Raw genomic sequence first — 20,955 nt, forward strand, 5'->3', positions numbered from 1 at the left:
TGTCCTGTGGGTAAAAGATTGACTTCGCCCCTTGCGCGGCGTTGACATCCCATGATTCGATGATTCACGAGTGAACATCGCATTCGCGTGCGCCGTTCCCGCCCGTCCCCCTGAAACCGCCGGTCACTCCCCCACAGGAGCCTCCATGCTTGCAGTCAAACGCGTCTCGAAGCGCGCCCTCGCCCTCGCGGCGGCCGCCTCGCTCGCCGTCCTCTCCGTGATCGTGCTCGACGCCGCCCCCGCCGAGGCCGTGCGGCCCCCGGGCATCCCCTCGCTCTCCACCGCGCAGTCCGAACTCAACCAGCTCACCGTCGCGAACGAGTCGAACGGCGACTCCTACGACCGCGACCTCTTCCCGCACTGGTCCTCGGTCGGCGGCGGCTGCACCGCCCGCCAGTACGTGCTCAAGCGCGACGGCTCGAACGTCCAGACCGGCTCCGACTGCCAGCCCGACTCCGGCTCCTGGCAGTCCGATTTCGACAACGTCTGGACCTCCACGGTCTCCAACGCCACCGTCGACCACGTCGTGGCCCTCTCCGAGGCCTGGGCCTCGGGCGCGAGCCAGTGGAGCACCTCCGAGCGCCAGGCCTTCGCCAACGACATCAGCTCGCCGCAGCTGTGGATCGCCACGACCTCCATCAACTCCGCCAAGGGCGACAAGGACCCCGCCGAGTGGATGCCGCCGAACACCTCCGTGCGCTGCGACTACGTCAAGGCCTGGACGCACGTGAAGTACCTGTACGACCTCACGGTGAACGCCGCCGAGAAGAGCGCGATCCAGTCGCACTTCAACACCTACTGCTAGACGCGCGGAACGGCGGCCCGCTCAACGCGAGCGGGCCGCCGTTCCGTGTCGCCTAAGCGTTGACCAGGGAGATCAAACCGACCAGGAGCGCGAGCCCGCAGGCCACGAGCCCCAGGATCAGGCCGGTCGTCGCGATGCCCTTGCCCGAGACGCCGCCCTGCGCGTACCGGATCTGGCGCTTCGCGTACACGGCCAGGGAGACCGAGCCGATGCCGAAGAGCGCCGCGGACATGAAGAACGTGAGGCCCGCCCACGGGCTGAAGATCGCGCCGATCAGCCCGGGCACGGCACCGCCGATCCCCGCGATCCCGGCCACCAGCGAACCGATGGCCGGACCTGAAGGGATCGGCTTGAGCCGCGGGAACATGAGGGGAAAGCCGTCGACGAGGACAGGTGCGGGGACTGCCATCGGCTGCCAGACGGGCTGCATCGGCTGCATGGGATAAAGGTGCTGGTACTGCGGCTGCGGCTGCGGCTGCGGGTAGCCGTGGACCGGCGGAACGGGCGGCGCCTGAGGCGGCTGCTGCATGTGAGGTTGGTACGGGTCCTGCGCGGTCACGCCCCCAGACTAGCCGCCTCGAAGGGTTCTCGCGACCTCGGTGAAGTACTCGTCGACCTCCCTGGTGTCGTAGCCGCGCAACGTCAACTGGAAGCCGAGGTTCTTGAGGGAGTCGGGGTGCGGAGGCGCGCCGGCATCGGTGGCCTGCCTGATGCGGGCCACCGCACGGTCGACTTGGGCACGGTCGTATCCGCGGAAACGGACAGAGAAGAAGGGGTTCTCCATACGTCACAGTCTGCCAGGTCAACACCACGGAGTGGGATCGGCCCGCCCTAGATCAATTTTCGACGGTCGAAACAACTCGTAACGGCCACAAGTTAAGTGAGGAAACGCCTCACCCAATTCACTTGATGCCGAATTGTCCGTGAGAACGGGGCGACCAGAGCCGCGGCCGCATCCGCGTCGGCGTCCGAGACCGCCCCCGGCGCGAACGCCGCGGCGTTCACCAGCCGCGGCAGCGCCCCGACATCCGCCTCGAGCGCGGCCAGCCGCACCGCGGCCTCCTCCGCGTTCGCATGCGCGGGCACCCGCACACCCGCCCGGCCGGCCTCCGCCAGCACCTCGGCCCAGGCCCCCGCGACCCGCTCGGCCGGCGTCCCCTTCCGGAGCCGGCGCCGCCGCCGCAGGGCCCGCCTCGCCTTGAGCGCCAACGGGACGCAGGCCAGCAGCAGCGCCGCCGCCGCGTACCAGACCCAGCGCGGGATGCCCGCGTCCTCCTGCCCGGCCTCCTCGTTGAAGTCGCCGTCCTGCTCCAGCGCCTCGTCGTTGAAGTCCTCGGCCTCACCGCCGCCGCCCTCGGCCTCCTCAGGGCTCGGCGTCTCCTCCTCCATCTTCTCCAACGTGTCCTCCGGCGGAATCGGAGCGACCCCCGCAGCAGGCATCGGATCGAACCGGACCCACCCCGGCCCGTCGAACGCGACCTCCGGCCAGGCCTGGCCCTGCGCGGCCGTCACCGTACTGGCGCCCGAGGGCACGTCGAAACCGACCACCACCCGGCTCGGCAGGCCCGCCATGCGGGCGATCACCGCGTACGCGGAGGCGAAATGCTCCGAGGTGCCGCGCTGGCCGCCCGCCGTCACCGGGCTGCCGAGGAAGAACCCGAGGGCGGGCATGTCGTGGCCTGAAGGCGCGTCGGCGTCGAAGGCGTAGTGCTGGGAGAGGAAGTCCGCGAGCCCTTGGGCCCGTTCGAAAGGCGTGTCGTAGGTGGCGTTGATGTACTCGGCGATCTGGACCATGATCTCCGGGGTCCCGGGCGGGACCGCGACCGTGGTCGCGTCCGAGAGGTCGGGCCGGGCCGACTCGGCGCCGGCCGGATCGTTGCCCACGAGCGCGGCGTCGATGTGGAACCTCGTGCCCGTGGCGAGGCCGTCCGGGGTGAGCAGGCATTTCGTCTCGAGGTTCACGGCGATCGGCAGATCGGTGACGCCCGCGGGATCGGCGGGGGCCGGCACGAGCTTGCCGCCGAGCCCGATGATCTCGACGTCGGCCGAGTAGGTGGCCTCGCCCGCGCCCGGCACCACGGTGCCCGCGGTCCGGAAGTCGCCGGTGGACTGCCAGGTGGTGCCGTCGTACTCGGTGAGCACGGCGAGGCGCATCCACGCGTCCGCGCTCGTGTCCGCCTTGAACAGCTCCTTGTCGGGGGACTGCGCCCACTCGGCGATGCGCACGAGCGGGTTGAGGTCGATGTCGGTGAGCTGCGGCGGCTCCACGTACTCGCGCGGGTCCCCGGGGCTGGTCGTGACCAGCCGGGCCGCGGCCGGGCCGAGGACCGCGACCGCCGCGACCAGCACGGTGGTGGTGACGACCGCGCCCACGAGGGCGGGTGTGCGCGACGGCGCCTGGCCCTCAACCGTGGCGTCGCGGTCGGGCCGCCGCTCGGGCGGCGCAGCGGTCACCGCCAGGGCGACGGCGGCGAGCACGCAGTAGGCGATCGCGTAGAGCGGGCCCGCGTCGGCGTTCGGACCGACGAGGTACAGGCCCGCGCCGTACAGGAGCGTCGGCGGCAGGCAGCCCAGGAGCGTGCGGCCGTAGCGGATCGCGAACTCGCACGAGAGCGTCGCCGCGAGCCAGGTCAGGAAGACGGGCACGACCACGGTGTCGGGCACGGGCTCGACGGGGATGAGCGCGGTCAAGGTCCGCGGCACGGCGTTGACCAGCGCGTCGACCGCGGTCACGCCGAGCGGGTCGGTGCCGTCGCTCGTGAGGGCGATGGCCCCGAGCAGGTAGGCGGCCAGGCCCGCGGCCGAGACGCCGGGGGCGAGGAACGCGGGCCGGTTGCGCAGCGCGAAGCCGATCGCGAACGCCGCGAACGCGGCCCCGGCGACCAGGAGCAGGAGCATCCGGCCGTGGTAGACGCGCGCCGCCACGGTGCCGGCGACCAGGCACATGAGCGTGAGCGAGGCGGCGACGGCGGCGACGCGCAGGCGGTAGCGGGCGCGGCGCTGCCGCCTCTGGTTCGTGTTCGCCGTGCTCACAGCCGGGTCCCGCCGTTGTTCCAGGCCGCGGCGAACTGCTCGCCGTCGGCGGCGCGGATCGTGGGCACGCCCCCGGCGAGCGAGGCCGAGGTCGGGAGCCCGGTCGCCAGGTGCACGGCGATCACCGTGGGGTAGGCGCGCTTGAGGGTCGCGAGGCGGTCCGTGGGCGGCTCGGTGCCGGTGATCCACACGAGCGTGTCGCCGTAGCGGGCGGCGGTGAGGCGGGAGACGTAGGTGCTCAGCGAGTCCTTCGCGTCCGGGTTCAGCTCGGCGAGGAGGTCGCCGTAGGAGTCGCGGCCGGCCCCGGAGACGACCGCGCCGGAGGCGGGCACGAGCGCGGCGTGGTACTCGGCGCGGAAGCAGGCGGTGAGGACCGAGTAGGCGGCCTCGCAGGCGGCCTCGAACGGCGCGGCCCAGGGCTGCCCGGCCGGCGCGCCTTCGGCGGCCCAGGCCTCGGCGCGGTCGTCGATGGCAATGGCGACGGTCGGCAGCGAGGTGTCGAGGTGCTCTTTCACCATGAGCTTGCCGATGCGCGCGGAGGTGCGCCAGTGGACGTGCCGCAGCTCGTCGCCGATCACGTACTCGCGCAAGGCGTGGAAGGTGAGCGAGCCCTGCTCGACCTTGTCCGCGGTGCCTTCGAGGGAGCGGGCGAGGCCGTCCGGGGTGCGGGCGAGCTGGTGGAGGCGCGGGTGGATCCACAGGCGCGCAGTGGGGCCGAAGTTCCCTGCGGTCGCGGCGAGACCGAGGAGGTCGCGCTTGCCGATGCCGAGCGGCCCGGCGTCGACCACGCCGCGGCGCTCGGCCCGGATCTCGTAGCTCGCCCCGGCGCTCCGGCCCGGGCGCAGGCGTGCGAGGGGGACGGCGACGCGGCGCGTCTCGAGGCCGCTCCCGCCGTAGGCGTCGACGGCGCGGGCGTTCACGGCGCGCCAGCGGCCGGCGTTGCGCACGTTGAGGTGGATCGTGGCGGTGTGGCCCACGGAGATCCGGTCGGGGGTGACGGAGCGTTCGACTTCGAGGCGCGGCCTCGCGGCGATCACCGAGCCGGCGGCGACGCAGGCGAGCGCGGCGGCGGCGCCGAGGGTCGCGAACTCCGGGTAGCCCCAGACCCAGCCGGCGAGCAGCAGTCCGACCGCGGCGAGGGCGAGGGCGACCCCGCGTCCGGTGACCGGGACGGCGAGGGCGAGGTTCTGCACGCGCGACGCGGACCTCGAACCGGCTGCGGCGCTGCGGCGCCCGCGCCTCCGACGGGACAAAATGGACTTATCGACCTCGCCCGGTCCGGCTCCGGTGGCCTGACCGGTCTCGCTCATGCCGCCGAGGCCGGCAGCGGCACGGGCACCTGGTCGAAGGCGTCCGCGACGATCTGGGCACCGGTGATGCCGCGCATGGCCGCGTCGGGGGCCGTCTGGATGCGGTGCGAGAACACCGGTCCGGCGAGGGCCTTCACATCCTCCGGGATGATGTACGTGCGGCCCTGCGAGAGCGCGAAGACGCTCGCGGCCCGGGTGAGCGCGATGAGGCCGCGCGGGCTGACGCCCACGGCCACCTGCGGGTGGTTCCGGGTCGCGTTCGCGAGCTGCACGAGGTACGCGTACAGCGGCTCGGCGATGTAGACGTTCTTCGCCATCTCCGCCATCTGCGCCACCGTCTCGGTGTCGACGATCGGGGCCAGGTGCTCGGGGCTGCGCTGGTGCGTGCCGCGCAGGACCTCGATCTCCGCGGCCTCCACGGGGTAGCCGACGGAGAGCTTCACGAGGAAGCGGTCGAGCTGGGCCTCGGGGAGGCGGTAGGTGCCGTCCATCTCGACCGGGTTCTGGGTGGCCACGACGAGGAACGGCTGCGGCACCTGGTGCGGGTTGCCGTCCACGGTCACGCGGCCCTCCTCCATGACCTCCAGGAGCGCGGACTGGGTCTTCGGGCTGGCCCGGTTGATCTCGTCGGCGATCACGATGTTCGCGAAGACCGGGCCGGGGTGGAACTCGAAGGCGCCGCTGGACTGGTTGAAGATCGTCACGCCCGACACGTCAGAGGGCAGGAGGTCCGGCGTGAACTGGATGCGCCGCCACTGCCCGGAGACCGCGGCGGCGATCGTCCTGGCGAGCGTGGTCTTGCCGGTCCCGGGCACGTCCTCGAGCAGGATGTGGCCCTGGGAGAACATCGCCGTCAGCGCCAGCCGCACGACCTCCTGCTTGCCGAGCAGGACGGTGTCGACGGCCGCGGCGAGCGCCTCGAAGGTCGCCGCGAACTGCTCGGCATGCGCGGCGCCCAGCGTCACCGGCTGCTGCATGCGCTTAGGCACTCGCAGCGGATGGGTGTGCTCGGTGTCGTGCATGGGTTGTCATCTCTCTCGCTCGCTAACAGGCCGGGAGGTCGCCGGTGGAGTTCTTGTCCACGCCGTCGATGTTGATCCAGACGAAAGGAACGTACGCATTGGCAGCGTAGTCGATCTTGATCCACTTGTCGGAGTCGTTCTTGCCGGGGTGGTAGTCGTTGTTCCCGTCGCTCTCCTGGCCGCCTCTCGCGACGAACTTGCCGGTGGTCCAGCAGTAGGCCTTGTGCCGGTCGCCGGAGTGCGTCTTCCCGATCGAGTCCCCGTTGTTGGTCGCGGCGGAGTAGACGGCGATGCCGTCGGCGGACCTGCAGTACCTCGTGTCCATGCCCTCGTCGCAGCCGAAGTAGATCTGGCCGTTGACGACTGAGGTGCTCGCGGTGTAGTTGCCGGTGGTGGCGCTACCAGCCGGGTTGGTGATCTTCACCGTGTAGGTGTGCTCGGTCGAGGCCTTCAGTCCGTTCTGGGTGAGGCTGTCGCACGAACCTTCCGTGACGGGCGTCTGGCCGTCGCGGAGCAGCTGGCAGGTCGCTTCGCCGCCGCCGTCATCGGAGGTCAGGTTCAGGGTGATCGAGTCCGCGGTCGCCGAGTGGCCGCTGATCTGAACGGTCGGCTCGCTCATCGTGTTCGAGGTGGTCTCGGCGGGCGCGGACTCGCCGGCCTCGTTCACCGCGACGACCGAGACCGGCACCGTGGCGCCGTTCTCGATGCCCGAAACCCGGGCAGTCGTAGTGTTCCCGGCGACCGAGACGGTCTGGGCGCCGGCCCTGACGATGTACTCGGTGATGTCGCGGCCGTTGTTGGACGGCTGCTGCCAGGTCACGTCGATCGATCCGGCCGCATCGCTCGCGGTCTCTGCGAGGAGGCTGCTCGGCGCGTCGGGCACGTTGAACGGCGTCACCGAGTTCGACGGCGCCGAAGGCGACGAGGCCGCGGCTCCGGCGAGGGTCGTCACCTGGAACACGTACTGGGTGCCGTAGTCGAGCCCACCCCCTTCGGGAACGGTGAAGGAGGTCGAGTCGGACTGGCCGACCACGACCTGCGTCCCGGAGGCGATGGCCTCGACCTGGTAGCCGCTGACGTCGTTGCCCTGGCCGTTGGCCTCGTCCCATTTCACGGTGACGGTGCCGTCCTTGTTGGCGGTTGCCTCGACACTGCCGACCGGGTCGGGCACGTCGGCCGAGGGCGTGATCGTCGGCGAAGTGGCGCTGTCGCCCTGGCCCTCGGCGTTGTGGGCGGTCACGGTGAAGGTGTAGGGCGTGCCGTTGGTGAGGTCGCCGATCTCCAGGACCCGCTGGTCCGGGGCGATCTCCCAGGTCTCGCCAGCGCCTTCGATCGTGTACTTGGTGAGCGCGGAGCCGTTGTTCGGCGCGGCGTCCCAAGAGAGGTTGATGAGGCCGTCGCCGACCGTGCCGCGGAGGTTGGTGACCGCGCCGGGCGGGCCGATCTGGGGAGCGGACTCCTCGTCGCCCTCCTCGTCGCCTTCGTCGCCCGTCGCTTCCTCGTCCTCGGGCGGGGCGTTGCCGCCGAGGATGTCGTCGCGGTCCTTCTCGGCCTGCCGGGCGTTCCCGTCCGAGGACACGACCACGGCCGCGTTCGTGTTCACCGCGTTCGCGAACAGCGTGTCACCGGTGTGGTACATCTCCACCGGGCCGCCGCCCGCGTCGATCTCGATCCGGTCCAGCTCCTTGCCGTCCAGGTCGTACACCCACACGAGGCCCGAGGACCCGTCCGGCACATAGATCCGCTGATGGAACTCCACCGAAGCGCCCAGCAGGTTCGACGGGGCCGCCGCGATCGAGAAGTGCTTCGACTCCTCATCGTTCACCGTGATCACCGACGGCGGGTCCGTGACCGTGACCGAGGCGATCGTGCCCGGGCTGGTGTCCGCCGTCTCGGCCGGTCCGACCAGTTCGACATCGGTCACCGACTTGCGCCCATCCGAGCGCAGCGTCGTCATCTGCTTCGCCGTCGAGTTCAACACCGCCACACCGTCACCGAGCACGGTGAGCGCCAGCTCCTGACGCGGCTCGGCCACGACCTCGGTCGCCACCGTCTTCGCGCCCTGGTCCTTCGGCTCGATCTGCACGATCGTGCCCTCGCGCGGCACGCCGACCCACAACTTCCCCGACTTGTCGAACGCACCGCCGGTGAGCCCGGCCGGGAACTGCAGCGGATCACCGATCGCCGTAAGGCTGCTCGGATCCACCTGGTTCACCAGGCCCTGCGTCTGGTCGATGATGAACGCACCCTCATCGGCCAGCGCCAGGCGCACGCCCTCGCCGGGGGCCGTCTCGGCCGAGCCGGTCAGTTCGAGGGTGGAGAGGTCGATCGCGGAGACCTTGCCGGACGCGATCTCCCGCAGGAGGAGGTGTGAGTCGGTCTGGACGATCTGCACTTCGTTGCCGGCCGCGTCGGTGAGGGGGAAGCGGACGTCGGTGGCGGCGGTGAGGCCGTTGACCCGGGCGATCTCGCCGGCCGGGGTCGTCCACAGCCACAGGCTCTCATCCTCCAACTCGCTGTCGCGGCTGAACGCACCCGTGCCGAGCAGGGTCGCGACCAGCGCGCCCACCAGCACCACCGGCAGGCCTATCGCGATGAGCAGGCCCTTGACATTGAGGCGTCGGGCATCGACGTTGCGAATGGTCATAAGGGGGAAATCCTCTGCGGGGTCAGCTATGCCGGTTGTTCGGGGCGCGAGCGCCAGAAGGGCCCCTGGTGGTGCCTCGGGGGCGGCACACGAATCCGAGCCTAATTCGTCAGCGCAACTAGGACTAGGCTGCCATTGTCACAAGACGGTATCGGTCCGGGGTGGGCCAAAGTGGCCTGAGCGGGTCACGTTACCGATGCGTACGGCCAGTGCAAATGGTGTCCTGAGAACACAAAGCGGCGGTGCGTTGTACGCACCGCCTTGGTCGTCTGCCTGCCTGTTCTCGTTCGGCGACGTTCTGGACGCCGCCGATTGCCGTCTTCGCATGGGTCTTCGCTAGGCGGCCTCGCCGAGCTCGAGGACGCCGGCGCGGCGGGCGCGGGCGACGCCGGCGAGCGCCAGGATCTCCTGGGCCACGTGCGCCTCGGCGAGGTCGCCGGGGGTGTAGACCGGGGCGTCCATGCCCGCCATGGCCTCGCGGATCGCGAGCTGGGACTGGGTGAGCTTGCCGGAGGCGGCGATCACCGGGAGGCCCAGGCTCCGCAGGTGCATCGCGCCGTAGCGGGCTCCGGCGGCGTCGGCCGCGGCGAGGACCACGCCGTCGACGAGTTCGCGCACGAGCGGGTGCTCGAGGAGCGCGGAGGTTTCGGACTGGAGGATGCCGTCGGCGATCTCCATGACCACGGCGTCGACGTCGTGCGCGGCGGCGTGGTGGTAGAGCGTCTGGGCGAGTTCGGCGAGTTCGGGCACCGGGATGCCCGCGGTGGTCGGGTAGCCGCCGTCGGTGAAGTCGGCGGCGACGACCGCGCCGGAGTCGCGGAACATCCAGGGGTCGCCTCCGGCGCCGGTGCCGGTGATCTTGATGCCGGCGACGCGGCGGCCGCCGCGCGACAGGCCGCGGATCACGCTGGCGGCGGTGGTGGACTTCCCGGCGTTCATGGAGGTGCCGACGACGCACACCACGGGCGGGTGGTCGCCGAGGCCGAACGGGGCGAGGACGTTGTAGCGCCGCAGGTCGATCGGCACGCCTTCGCGGTCGGCGAGGATGCCGAGCGGCTCCAGACGGGTGGGCGGGCGCATGTCGCCGTGGCGCGAGAGGACCTCGCCCGCGACGCCGCCGGCGGCGACGAGGTCCACGGAGCTGCCGAGGACCTCGGGCACGCGGGACTCGTACTGGTCGGGCGCGTAGCGCTCGCCGAAGGCCAGGAGGATCTCGTCCCCGGGGTAGATGGCGGCCTTGCGGCCGTTGCCGAGCTCGAGCCAGTTGTGGTGGCCGATCGCGTCGACCCGTGCGGCCAGGATGTGGCCGGGTCGGGGCGCGCATCCGTCGACCAGGGTCAGCCCGGGTGATGTCAGGTCGACATTCCGGACCGCGTAGGCGACTTTGAGCCGCGAAGCGAGCTCAGCGGAGAACTCACGAATGCGCATGCACACTCCAAAAAGGACAGAAAGGGTCAGCGGGAGCACCCGCTTGAATGGAAGTACACCGGTGGTGCAGAACGTGACCACGGTGGTTTAGCGCAACGATCGCTGCGCTGTTGATGGACGAATATTACGGCCTGTGGTCGGGCTTGTAAAGAGTGGATCAGGTAAAACTGCGGCGGCGCCGGAGTGAACCTCCGGCGCCGCCGCAATTTCAGGGTCTACCTGCGAGAACTCACAGTTCGCGGGCCCTCCCGGCGACGTCCCCGATGACGATGACGGACGGGTGGTGCGCTTCGGTGACACCGAGGTCGGCGAGCACGCAATTGCGGACGGTCTGGTTCTTCGTGGTCGCGTTCTCCACGATGCGCACGGGCGTCTGCGGCGCCCGCCCGCCCTCGATCAGCGCGGCGGCGATCGCGGCGCGGTTCTTGACGGCCATGAGCAACACGATCGTGCCGTTCCCGGCGCCGAGCGCGGCCCAGTTGACCTTGCTCTGCGGGCCGGGCGGGACGTGGCCGGTGGCGACGGTGAAGTCGTGCACGACGCCGCGCTCGGTCACGGGGATGCCGGCGGCGGCCGGTCCCGCGATGGAGGAGGAGAGGCCCGGGACGACCTCGACGGGCACCCCGGCTTCGAGGCACGCGTCGAGCTCTTCGGCGCCGCGGCCGAAGACGAACCCGTCGCCGCCTTTGAGGCGCACCACGAACTTGCCTTCGAGGGCGCGCTCGACCATGACGGCGTTGATCTGCTCCTGCGTGGTGTGGCGCCCGTACGGGAGCTTCGCGGCGTCGACGATCTCGACGTCCTCGCCGAGCATGTCGAGCAGCTCCTGCGGGGCGAGCCGGTCCGAGACGACCACTTCGGCCTGGCGGAGCAGCTCGAGGCCGCGGAGGGTGATGAGGTCGGCGTCGCCCGGGCCCGCGCCGACGAGGGCCACGCCCGCGGGGCGGGCGGTGCGGCTGCGGGGGGCGTCGATGTCGCCGGTGCGCAGGCCCGCGGCGATCGAGTCACGGATCGAGGCGGCGCGGCGCGGGTCGCCGGAGGCGGAGACCGCCACGGCGACGCCGTCGAACTCGGTGTGCGCGAGCGTCCAGGCGTCGGAGGCCGCGGCGTCGTCGGCGCGCACGCACCAGGTGCGGCGGGCCTCGGCCTCGGCGGCGACGGCCGCGTTCACGTCAGGGGCGTCGGTCGCGGCGAGCACGAACCAGGCGTCGTCCCCGTCGCCCGAGCGCCACTCGCGCCGCTCCCACTGGATCTCGCCGGCGGCGGCGTAGTCGGAGAGCGTGGTGGTGGCCTCAGGGGCGACCAGTAGGACGCGGGCGCCGGCGGCCAGCAGGCGCGGCACCCGGCGGCCGGCAATGGAACCGCCGCCGACGACGAGCACCGACTTGCCCTGCAGCCGCAGCCCGATCTCGTAGACCGACACGTGTGCCTCCTCCAGCACTCCCCCGTTAAGACTCGACAAGCGTATGCGCGTTTCGTCGCGAGCATCTAACCGGCGGATTGCGAGCCTGTTACGCGAAACCCGCGATGCGCGATTCGGCCAGAGTTATGCGAGCTCGCATTGCGTTCGAGGCGTTCGGGAAAGCGGTGCCGGCCCTCGTGAGTTTTTTCACCTTGGGGCCCTCCATGTGCCCTAGGCTGGATATATGCGTGATCGACCCCGCCAGCACCGTGTGCCCGGACTGTCCGCACATGGGAGCGACGAACCCGGACCATCCGCCGAAGGCGTGTACGCGCTGCTGCGCACGAGCCTGCTCGCTGGGCTCGCGATCGCGGCCCTGGTGTTCCCGCTCGCCGCGATGGCCGGCTTGAGCGCGAAAGCCGGCTTCGACTCGATCGACACGCTCTCCGTGGAGGTCACCGAGACCGACCCGCCGCTGACCTCGTACGTGTACGCGGCCGACGGCGAGACGCTCGTGAGCCTCTTCTACGACGAGTTCCGCCGCCACGTCCCGCTCGACGAGGTCGCGCCCGTCATGCAGCAGGCCATGGTCTCCGCCGAGGACGCCCGGTTCTACACGCACAACGGCGTCGACTACCGGGGCATCGTGCGCGCCATGGTCGCCAACAACTCCTCCGGCGGGGTCGAGCAGGGCGCCTCCACGATCACCATGCAGTACGTGCGCGGCGCGCTCCAGCTCAACGCCGAGTCCATCGACGAGGTCATCGAGGCCACCGAGCAGACCGCCACCCGCAAGCTCCGTGAGGCCCGCCTCGCGATGGCCGTCGAGGAGCAGCTCACCAAGGACGAGATCCTCGAGCGCTACCTCAACCAGGCGTACTTCGGGCACAACGCGTACGGGATCTTCGCCGCCGCCCAGGTCTACTTCTCCAAGCACCCGTCCGAACTGAACCTCCAGGAGTCGGCGACGCTCGCCGGGCTCGTGCAGGCCCCCTCGGCGTACGACCCGATCACCTCCGACCAGTCGAGGGCGCTGGAGCGCCGCAACTGGGTGCTCGACCGGATGGTCGACATCGACTACCTCTCGCGGGGCGACGCCTCAGAGGTGCGCGGCCTGCCGATCGAGCTGGCGGTCTCGGACCCGCCGAACTCGTGCATCGGCATCCAGGGCACGCCGACCGAGTTCGGGTTCTTCTGCGACTACTTCCGCCGCTGGTGGCGGGAGCAGGACGCCTTCGGGGCGACCCCGGCCGAGCGCGAGCGCGAGCTGCGCCAGGGCGGGTACACGATCATCACCACGCTCGACCCCGAGCTGCAGAAGACGGCGAACAAGCACGTCAACAGCGCCAAGGGCCAGGAGTCGAGGCTCGCGCACGGCGCGGTGGTGATGGAGCCGGGCACGGGCCGGATCAAGGCGATGGGCCTGAACCGGACCTTCTCGTACGACCAGAAGCACAACGGCCCGCACTCGAACCCGTCCTTCGACCGCAAGGGCAACTACCCGAACACCGTGAACCCGGTGCTCGGCGGCGGCGCGGAGGGCGGCTACCAGGCCGGTTCGACGTTCAAGGTCTTCACGATGCTCGCGGCGCTCGACGCGGGCTACCCGCTGGACTACAACATCAACTCCCCCAACCGGGTGGCGACGAGCTTCGTCTCGGCGACCACGGCGTGCGGCGGCAGGTGGTGCCCGAAGAACGGCTCGGCCGCGATGGCGGGCACCCGCGACATGTGGTCCGGGTTCGGGATGTCGGTGAACACGTACTTCGCGCAGCTCATCGACCGGGTGGGAGCGGACAAGGCCGTGGAGATGGCCGAGCGGATGGGCCTGCAGTGGCGTTCCGAGGGCGACGCGTACTACGCCTCGGAGGAGCGGCGCTCGGGCTGGGGGCCGTTCACCCTGGGCGTCTCGGACGTGCAGCCGATCGAGATGACGAACGTCTTCAACACGCTCGCCGCCGAGGGGCTCTACTGCGAGCCGATACCGGCGATGCGCATCATCGACCCCCACGGCAAGGAACTCGACGCGGCCACGCCGCGCTGCCACCAGGAGCTGGACGCGGACGTGGCGCGGGCCGCGACCGACGCCGGCCGGTGCGTCACCGAGACCGAGCGCAAGGGCGCGCAGTGCGGGCCCTGGGGCACCTCGCGGGTCGTGGGCGAACTGGCCGGGAGGCCCGTGGCGGGCAAGTCCGGTACGACGGACGGCGACCGGGCCTCGTGGTTCCTGGGCTACACGCCGCAGTTGACGGTGGGGGCGTTCATGGCCGACCCGGACTACATCTTCAACCCGGTGGGCAAGTCGAACACGACCAAGTCGAAGGAGACGGCGGGGAAGATCTTCAGGGACGCCTTGAAGGGCGTGGAGGAGGTCAAGTTCAAACCCCCGTCACACGACATCATGTACGGGGATTGACCGCCTCGGACGACGCAGCGGCCTCCGGCTCACCGCCGGGGGCCGTTGCCGTTGCTTCGGCGTCCTCGGTGTCCATGTCGCGGCGCTCGCGGCGCGCGAGGACGACCCACCCGAGGGGGACCATGGCCGCGAACAGCGCCCACTGGACCGCGTACGAGTAGTTCTGCCAGTCCTTGAACGAGGGCGTCTCCAGGGCGGTGAAGCCCTCGGCCGGCTCGATGTCGGCGATCCACGCCGAGCGCAGCTCGTAGTCCAGGTGCGGGCCGAGCATGTCGATGCTCAGGCGGCGCGATTCGAGGTGCCCGCCGGTCTCGCTGACGCCGCCGCTGGACTCCTCGTACTCGTAGACGCGGCCGGTGACGGTGACCTCGCCGCTCGGCGCCTCGGGGTAGTCGGGGACGCTGCCGGTGTTCTCGGAGGGCACGAAGCCGCGGTCGACGAGGATCGCGGTGCCGTCCTCCAGGACGAGCGGCGTGACGATCTCGAAGCCGTTGAGGCTGTTGTTCGTCTGGGCGCGCAGCACGATCTCGTTCTCGGCGTCGTACACGCCGGTGGCCTCCACGAGGGTCCAGCGCACGTCGTCGTCCAGGCCCTCCCCGGGGGGCAGGGTCGCGTCGAGCGGTGCGGCCTCGCGGCTGTGCTCGATGACGTCGTTCGCGGCCGCCCGCTCGACCGCGCGGCCCCACTGCCACTGGGAGAGCAGCACGCACACGACCATCACGACCAGGCCCGCCAGCGTCAGCAGGAGCCAGCGAGGTGCGAGGACGAATCGGTACCGCTGCATCACGCCGCCGAGTCTAGACCCGCTCTACACTTGCGCCTCATGAGCGATGTAGTGAATGCGGTGCGCGCCGCCATGCCCGCGGTGCGCGCCGATCTGGAGGCCCTCGTCAAGATCCCGGCGATCGCCTTCGAAGGACTCGACCACGAGCCGGTCCGCCAGGGCGCGAACGCCGTCCAGCGCCTCCTCGAGGAGGCCGGCGCGGCCGAGACCCGCCAGCTCTCCCACGGCGGCGGGCAGCCGAGCGTGTACGCGCACTTCCCCGCCCCCGCGGGCCAGCCGACGGTCCTGCTGTACGCCCACCAGGACGTGCAGCCGGTCGGCGACCTCGCGAAGTGGGAGCAGCCCGACCCGTTCACCGTGGTCGAGAAGGACGGGCGGCTGTACGGCCGCGGCGTCGCCGACGACAAGGCCGGCGTGATGGCGCACGTCGCCGCGCTGCGCGCCTACGGCGGGAAGCCGCCCGTGGGCGTGAAGCTCCTCATCGAGGGCGAGGAGGAGTTCGGCTCCCCCACGCTCGAGGCGCTGCTGCGCGAGCACCGGGAACTCCTGGCCGCCGACGTGGTGGTCATCGCCGACTCGCAGAACTGGCGCACCGAGGTCCCGGCCCTCACCACGACGCTGCGCGGCGTCATCAACGTGTACGTGGAGGTCGCGGTCCTCAAGGGCGCGGTGCACTCCGGGCTCTTCGGCGGGCCGGTGCCGGACGCGCTGACCGCGCTGGCGCGGCTCGTGGCGACCCTGCACGACGACGCCGGCGATGTGGCCGTCGCGGGCCTGGTCACCGGCCGCAGCTCGGACCTCGACTACGACGAGGCGGCGCTGCGCCATGAGGCGGGGATGCTGCCGGGCGCCGAGTTCATCGGCACCGGGCGGCTGACCGAGCGCCTGTGGTCGAAGCCGACCGCCACCGTGCTGGGCATCGACGCGCCGGGCGCCGCGGAGTCGGCGAACGCGCTGCAGCCGCGGGCGCGCGCGAAGGTCTCGTTCCGGCTCGCGGCGGGCGACTCGGCCGCGAACGCGCTCAAGGCCGTCGAGGAGCACCTCCTGGCGAACGCCCCGTGGGGCGCCGAGGTCACGGTGACTCCCGAAGGCGGCCTTGGCGACCCGTGCTCGATCGACGCGACCGGCCCGTCCTACGACGCCGCGCGCGCGGCGTTCGCGGAGGCCTGGGACGGCACCGAGCCGGTGGAGATCGGCGTCGGCGGCTCGATCCCGATGATCGCCACGTTCCAGGAGCTGTTCCCCGAGGCCGCGATCCTGGTGACGGGCGTGGAGGACCAGTACTCGAACCCGCACGGCCCCAACGAGTCGCTCGACATCGCGATGTTCGAGCGGGTCTGCGTGGCCGAGGCCCTCCTGCTGGAGAAGCTCAAGCGCTAGCGGACGCGAACGGGCCCGGTCCTCATTGGACCGGGCCCGTTGCCGTGCGTCTAGAAGCCTTCGCGGACCTTCCGCAGCACCTTGGCGAGCGGGTCGCCCGAGGTCTGGAAGACGTGGCGGTACGAGTTCGCGGCGGCCTTGGCCTCGGCCGCGATCGACGCGTCCTTGTCGTCCTCGCGCTTCGGATAGTCGCCGGCGAGGTACTCGCGGTACTCGCCGTCGTCGATCCACGACTTGACCGCGGCCGCGCGGGCGACGGCGAAGTCGTGGCTGCGCTGCTCCAGCAGCATGAGCTTGAGGAAGCTGTCGCGAAGGTCCCCGCCGGTCTCGAACTCCTTGGCCTGCTCCAGGAACGCCGCAGTGTCCACATCGTGCAGATCGCCCCCGCCGGCGAGCTTCGCCATCACGCGGATGGCCGCGGCCGGGTCCTGCACCGCCAATACGCCGGCCCGGTCTGCCGAGAGCTCGGACTTGCGGCTCCACTCGTAGAGCGCGGCGGTGATGACCCGCAGGCCGACCACGCCGACCGGGATCCAGGCGACCGAGGTGGTGAGCCGCACCAGCACCATCAGCAGCGTGCGGTAGAGCCCGTGCCCGGAGAGGGCGTGGCCCAGCTCGTGCGCGAGCAGGAACTTCAGTTCGGCGTCGTCCAGCAGCTCGATCGAACCGGAGTTGATCACGATCACCGGCTTGTCGATGCCGATGCACATCCCGCCCAGGTCGGGGTCGCGCGTGATGTACAGCTCCGGCAGCTCCGAGGCGTCGAGCACGGCGCCCACCTGCTGGTAGGCCTCGTAGACGCGGGAGTACTGGTGGCGGTCGACGCGGATCGAGGAGCCCATGAGGCTCAGGCGCAGGGCCCGCTCGGAGACCATCCCGGAGACCTTGCGCAGGACGATGTCGAAGCCGCGCAGCTCCCGCAGTGCGACGAGCGCGCCCCGGTCGGCGGGGTGCTCCCAGGCCCGAGTCGATATGCCGCGCAGGATGACCGGCCCGCGAGCCTGGTCCCTGGCCTCGACCGGACCGCGTTCGCCCGGTGACTGGTCCTCGCTCATGCCCGCTCCTCACGGTTGGCTCTGGTGCAAGTGTGGCACGGCCGCGCCAGCGGCGGCGGCTGCGCGCGAACGGCACGGCCCCAGGCCGATCCGCGCCGCGGCGGCAGGCCGGTGCCGGATTTCACCCTGGAAGTCCGCAAGGGCCCCAAGCGGTCCGGACGCATAGCGGGCATTGCCGCCCACAAGGGGGCGAGATAACGAATCGGCGTCAACACGCCCTGCGGCGCTTGACACTCAGGCTCGCAAGGACTACTCATTGATGTGGGTCAGCAATTCCGGGGCGTCGTGGAGAATCGTTTGGGGTGTTCTTGCGACGCCCCGTATCCATGCCCTCTTCTGGACTCCCCGGTACCCTCACGGGCCGGTGCCCAGGTATTCTTGCGCTGGCGCGGCGCCCTGTGCGGCCCCGCCCGGCGCCCGTAGCTCAGCTGGATAGAGCACTGGACTTCTAATCCAATGGTCGCAGGTTCGAATCCTGCCGGGCGCGCCAGACTCGCAGGTAGCGCTCCTATCGACCAAGCCTGCACCGCCTCAATCCCCGCCTCTGGGGCCTTCGTGGCAACGCCCGTAGCAGACTTCGAACGCCGCCTAGTCGGATCCGCCCTCGGGGCCGGTCGGACTGGCGGCGCTCGGCCCTTCCGCAATCTCGACCCTGGTCCGCCATCCCTCGTTGCGGCCGATGATCTCCAAGACGGCGGTGGCGTCCTGCTCGACGCCGGTGGCGGGATCGACCACGGTGCAGGGAACTTCCAGGTCGTCGGCGACGACGAGGCCCTCCTCGTCGCCGCAGTCGGCCTCGAACACCACGCCGGTCTGCACCTCCAGCGTTCGGACGACGCTCTCGGCGACCTGCTCGCCAGTGGTCGTCATCGCGGGCGCGGGTTCGTCACCGCATGCCGCGAGCAGGGCGGCCGCGATCGCCGCCAGGGCGGGTGCGGCGAGGTGGTGTGGTCGCAACGTCGTGCCCCTTGTCCGATGTCCAGCCGAGGTGGCCCCGTTCCCGTGCGGTCGCGGGGCTCATCGCTGGACGTTAGCCGGGCCGTGCCCGCCTCAGACGATGTCCGACTGCTCTTCGTGGTACTTGACGCTTTCGATGCCGTCGATGGTCCTGAGCTTCACCGTGAGTTCGCCGACCTGGCCGCGGCCGGAGAGGACGAAGTCGGTGGTCCGCTCGTAGCCGTCGCCGTCCTCGCCCTGCATCTCGGTGACCTTGTACCCCTCTTCGGTGCATTTGGCGATCACCGCGGCCAGCGCGCCGGAGCTGGTGTAGCGGACCTGGAGGCGTCCGGCGTGCCTCGCGTGGTGGGCGAGGGCGTTCTCGACGGGGGCGAGTCCGGCGACGATGGCGAGCTGCGCGACGGCGACGGCGACGGCCGCCCAGTAGAGGCCGGCGCCGCAGGCGAGGGCGATGGCGGTGGTGGACCAGATGGAGGCGGCGGTGGTCATGCCGTGGACGATGTTCTTGTTGAAGAAGATGACGCCCGCGCCGAGGAAGCCGATGCCGGTGACGACCTGCGCGGCGATGCGGGCGGGGTCGACGCCGGCGGTGCCGGGCACGGTCTCGGGGAAGCCGAAGCGGCCGGCGAGGACGAACAGGCAGGTGCCGACGGCGATGAGGGCGTGCGTGCGCATGCCGGCGGGCTTGCCCTGCCATTCGCGTTCGGCGCCGACGACGAGGCCGAGCAGCAGTGCGAGTCCGAGGGGGCCGAGATAAGTCCAAGGGTCCATAACTCCCCGGGGTACCCCTTTCGGGCCTCGCGGAATCCCAGGTCAGGCCAGAAGGTCGGTCTCCCAGCCGTGTTCGCCGTCACCGGGGCCCGGCTCGCCTTTGACGAGGCGGTAGTGCTCGGCGGCGAGCGCGTCGTCGCCGAGTTTGTCGCCGAGGACGTCGAGCCAGTCGCCGGGGGCGATCTGGGTGGCGTAGGCGGCCATGGCCTCGCGTTTGCGGGCGGGGTCGCCGGTGACGCAGGCGTGGATCTGGTCGTCGGGGACGCCGAAGGGGAGGTCGTCGACGGAGGCGGCGTCGGCGAAGGGGTTGTCGGTGGCGCTGGCGAAGGCCTCGAACTGGGCTTCGATGATGCTGCGGGGCATGGTGGTCCAGTAGATCTTGCGGATGTCGTGGGGTGCGCCGAGCGCGGGGCGCCAGGCGGGGTCGGCGGCGAGTTCGGCGGCGCGCATGGCGACGCGGTGGGCCTGGATGTGGTCGGGGTGGCCGTAGAAGCCGTCGGGGTCGTAGGTGACGAGGACTTCGGGGGTGCGGTCGCGGATGAGCGCCACGAGGTCGGCGGCGGCCTCGTCGACGTCGGCGCCCCAGAACGCGCGCGGGTGCCGGTTGGAGGGCAGGCCCATCATGCCGGAGTCGCGGTAGCGGGCGACGCCGCCGAGGAAGTGGGTGTCCTGGACGCCGAGTGCGGCGGTGGCCTGCCGGTACTCCCAGTAGCGGTAGCCGCCGAGCTGGTCGGCTTGGTCTGCGGCGAGGCCGGCGAGGTGGGGGACGCGGACTTCGCCCTCTTCGCCGAGGGTGCAGGTGACGATGGTGACGTGCGCGTCGGGGCGGGCGGCGTAGTGGGCGACGGTCGCGCCGGTGCCGACGGTCTCGTCGTCGGGGTGGGCGTGGACGAAAAGGATCGAGCGCCTGCTCCGGTCAGGGCGGTGGGGGGTGACGGGTGGGCGGATGCCGCGTGCGCTCATGGGTGCAAGCCTAGCCAGCGCGGGGCCGTCCCGGTTCACTTGCGCCGCAGGAGACATGACAAGGCTTCAAATGAAACTTTGCAATCTACAGCCCCAGTCGGAATAATGCTCGCGATTGTGATGTACCCCATGGACTTACGTCACAGGTTCAGGGATATCCTGCGCTGATGACCACGACCGAAGACAGTGCCGTCTCGTCGCCCCGGGCCGCCATAGCCGCGCGGAACCTCCGGACCGACAACTGGCGGCGGGGCCCGATCCTGACGGTGCTCGGCATTACCGCCTGGGTCGCGTACGCGACGTTCCGGGTCTTCTACCAAGGCGACTACTGGGTCGCGGACTACCACTACCTGACGCCGTTCTACTCCCCCTGCGTCTCCGAGGGCTGCGTCCCCGAATCCGCCCACTTCGGACGGTTCCTCCCCGACCACCCGCTGATCCCCTACGCGGCGCTGAGCCTGCCGTTCCTGCTGGCGTTCCGGCTCACCTGCTACTACTACCGCAAGGCCTACTACCGGTCGTTCTGGCTCTCCCCGCCCGCGTGCGCCGTCCCCGACGGGCACCCGCGCTACACCGGCGAGACCCGGTTCCCGCTGCTGCTGCAGAACTTCCACCGCTACTTCTTCTACCTGGCCGTCGCAATCTCCCTGGTGAACACCTGGGACGCGGTGCTGGCGTTCCACTCCCCCGACGGCTTCGGCCTGGGCCTGGGGAACGTCATCCTGTGGGCCAACGTGGTGCTGCTGTGGTGCTACACCCTCGGCTGCCACTCCTGCCGCCACGTGATGGGCGGGCGGCTCAAGCACTTCTCGAAGCACCCGGTCCGGTACCGGCTGTGGACGTTCTCCAGCGCTCTCAACAGCCGCCACATGATGTGGGCCTGGATCACCCTGGCGTCGCTGGCGCTCACGGACTGCTACGTCATGGCCGTCGCCGCCGGCTGGATCACCGACCTCCGGTTCATCGGTTAAAGGGGCATGGG

At 70.8% G+C, this 20,955-nt stretch carries 17 protein-coding genes and 1 tRNA gene; 5 read left to right on the top strand and 13 right to left on the bottom strand.

The annotated features are described in order from the left end of the window. Positions 1 to 145: 145 nt before the first annotated feature. The gene (locus tag QWI33_RS10670; protein ID WP_289955425.1) at positions 146 to 805 is read left to right on the top strand and encodes an HNH endonuclease family protein; all 660 of its coding nucleotides are present in this window, start codon (positions 146 to 148) and stop codon (positions 803 to 805) included. A 52-nt stretch (positions 806 to 857) separates the two neighbouring features. On the opposite strand, the gene QWI33_RS10675 is transcribed toward QWI33_RS10670, so the two are convergent. The 8 genes from QWI33_RS10675 to cobA all read right to left on the bottom strand — a co-directional run bounded on the left by QWI33_RS10675 (position 858) and on the right by cobA (position 11,668). Next, positions 858 to 1,334, bottom strand: coding sequence for a hypothetical protein (locus tag QWI33_RS10675; protein WP_289955426.1), 477 nt, complete (start codon positions 1,332 to 1,334; stop codon positions 858 to 860). 39 nt (positions 1,335 to 1,373) lie between these two features. After that, positions 1,374 to 1,589: a DivIVA domain-containing protein gene (locus QWI33_RS10680; RefSeq protein ID WP_289955428.1), complete on the bottom strand. Its 216-nt coding sequence runs from the start codon at positions 1,587 to 1,589 to the stop codon at positions 1,374 to 1,376. Positions 1,590 to 1,681: 92 nt separating this feature from the next. Then, positions 1,682 to 3,838: a transglutaminase TgpA family protein gene (locus tag QWI33_RS10685; RefSeq protein WP_289955429.1), complete on the bottom strand. Its 2,157-nt coding sequence runs from the start codon at positions 3,836 to 3,838 to the stop codon at positions 1,682 to 1,684. After that, positions 3,835 to 5,031, bottom strand: a complete 1,197-nt coding sequence (locus QWI33_RS10690) for a DUF58 domain-containing protein (protein ID WP_289955430.1) — start codon at positions 5,029 to 5,031, stop codon at positions 3,835 to 3,837. Before QWI33_RS10690 ends, QWI33_RS10685 begins: the two co-directional genes overlap by 4 nt. Before the next feature lie 113 nt (positions 5,032 to 5,144). Beyond that, positions 5,145 to 6,125, bottom strand: coding sequence for an AAA family ATPase (locus QWI33_RS10695; RefSeq protein WP_435367557.1), 981 nt, complete (start codon positions 6,123 to 6,125; stop codon positions 5,145 to 5,147). A gap of 67 nt (positions 6,126 to 6,192) precedes the next feature. Next, entirely contained in the window at positions 6,193 to 8,817 is a 2,625-nt protein-coding gene (locus tag QWI33_RS10700; RefSeq protein WP_289955434.1) for a fibronectin type III domain-containing protein, read from the bottom strand. Positions 8,818 to 9,153: 336 nt separating this feature from the next. Next, positions 9,154 to 10,245, bottom strand: coding sequence for a hypothetical protein (locus tag QWI33_RS10705; protein WP_289955436.1), 1,092 nt, complete (start codon positions 10,243 to 10,245; stop codon positions 9,154 to 9,156). Between the two features lie 229 nt (positions 10,246 to 10,474). Further along, positions 10,475 to 11,668, bottom strand: coding sequence for a uroporphyrinogen-III C-methyltransferase (gene cobA / locus QWI33_RS10710; protein ID WP_289955438.1), 1,194 nt, complete (start codon positions 11,666 to 11,668; stop codon positions 10,475 to 10,477). 223 nt (positions 11,669 to 11,891) lie between these two features. On the opposite strand from cobA, the gene QWI33_RS10715 reads away from it, so the two are divergent. Then, on the top strand, positions 11,892 to 14,063 hold the full coding sequence (locus QWI33_RS10715; protein ID WP_289955440.1) for a transglycosylase domain-containing protein: 2,172 nt from the start codon (positions 11,892 to 11,894) through the stop codon (positions 14,061 to 14,063). On the opposite strand, the gene QWI33_RS10720 is transcribed toward QWI33_RS10715, so the two are convergent. Next, positions 14,047 to 14,847 (bottom strand): SURF1 family cytochrome oxidase biogenesis protein, encoded by an 801-nt coding sequence (locus tag QWI33_RS10720; protein ID WP_289955441.1) that lies wholly within the window; start codon positions 14,845 to 14,847, stop codon positions 14,047 to 14,049. The two genes, QWI33_RS10715 and QWI33_RS10720, sit on opposite strands and share 17 nt — an antisense overlap. A gap of 39 nt (positions 14,848 to 14,886) precedes the next feature. On the opposite strand from QWI33_RS10720, the gene QWI33_RS10725 reads away from it, so the two are divergent. Beyond that, positions 14,887 to 16,227: a dipeptidase gene (locus QWI33_RS10725; protein WP_289955443.1), complete on the top strand. Its 1,341-nt coding sequence runs from the start codon at positions 14,887 to 14,889 to the stop codon at positions 16,225 to 16,227. Positions 16,228 to 16,277: 50 nt separating this feature from the next. Here QWI33_RS10725 and QWI33_RS10730 read toward each other — a convergent pair whose 3' ends face one another. Next, positions 16,278 to 17,282 (bottom strand): M48 family metallopeptidase, encoded by a 1,005-nt coding sequence (locus tag QWI33_RS10730; RefSeq protein ID WP_289955445.1) that lies wholly within the window; start codon positions 17,280 to 17,282, stop codon positions 16,278 to 16,280. Between the two features lie 413 nt (positions 17,283 to 17,695). On the opposite strand from QWI33_RS10730, the gene QWI33_RS10735 reads away from it, so the two are divergent. Next, positions 17,696 to 17,772 (top strand) — tRNA-Arg (locus QWI33_RS10735). A gap of 98 nt (positions 17,773 to 17,870) precedes the next feature. Here QWI33_RS10735 and QWI33_RS10740 read toward each other — a convergent pair. The 3 genes from QWI33_RS10740 to mshB form a co-directional block, all read right to left on the bottom strand. Then, the gene (locus QWI33_RS10740) at positions 17,871 to 18,239 is read right to left on the bottom strand and encodes a hypothetical protein (RefSeq protein WP_289955446.1); all 369 of its coding nucleotides are present in this window, start codon (positions 18,237 to 18,239) and stop codon (positions 17,871 to 17,873) included. A 93-nt stretch (positions 18,240 to 18,332) separates the two neighbouring features. Then, entirely contained in the window at positions 18,333 to 19,010 is a 678-nt protein-coding gene (locus QWI33_RS10745) for an MgtC/SapB family protein (RefSeq protein WP_289955448.1), read from the bottom strand. A gap of 42 nt (positions 19,011 to 19,052) precedes the next feature. Beyond that, complete coding sequence (mshB, locus tag QWI33_RS10750; RefSeq protein ID WP_289955449.1) at positions 19,053 to 19,973, bottom strand: N-acetyl-1-D-myo-inositol-2-amino-2-deoxy-alpha-D-glucopyranoside deacetylase; 921 nt, start codon at positions 19,971 to 19,973, stop codon at positions 19,053 to 19,055. A 167-nt stretch (positions 19,974 to 20,140) separates the two neighbouring features. Here mshB and sdhC point away from each other — a divergent pair, with 167 nt between their 5' ends. Beyond that, the gene (gene sdhC, locus QWI33_RS10755) at positions 20,141 to 20,944 is read left to right on the top strand and encodes a succinate dehydrogenase subunit SdhC (RefSeq protein WP_289955451.1); all 804 of its coding nucleotides are present in this window, start codon (positions 20,141 to 20,143) and stop codon (positions 20,942 to 20,944) included. The last annotated feature ends 11 nt before the right edge of the window (positions 20,945 to 20,955 follow it).

This window comes from Glycomyces tritici, assembly GCF_030403505.1.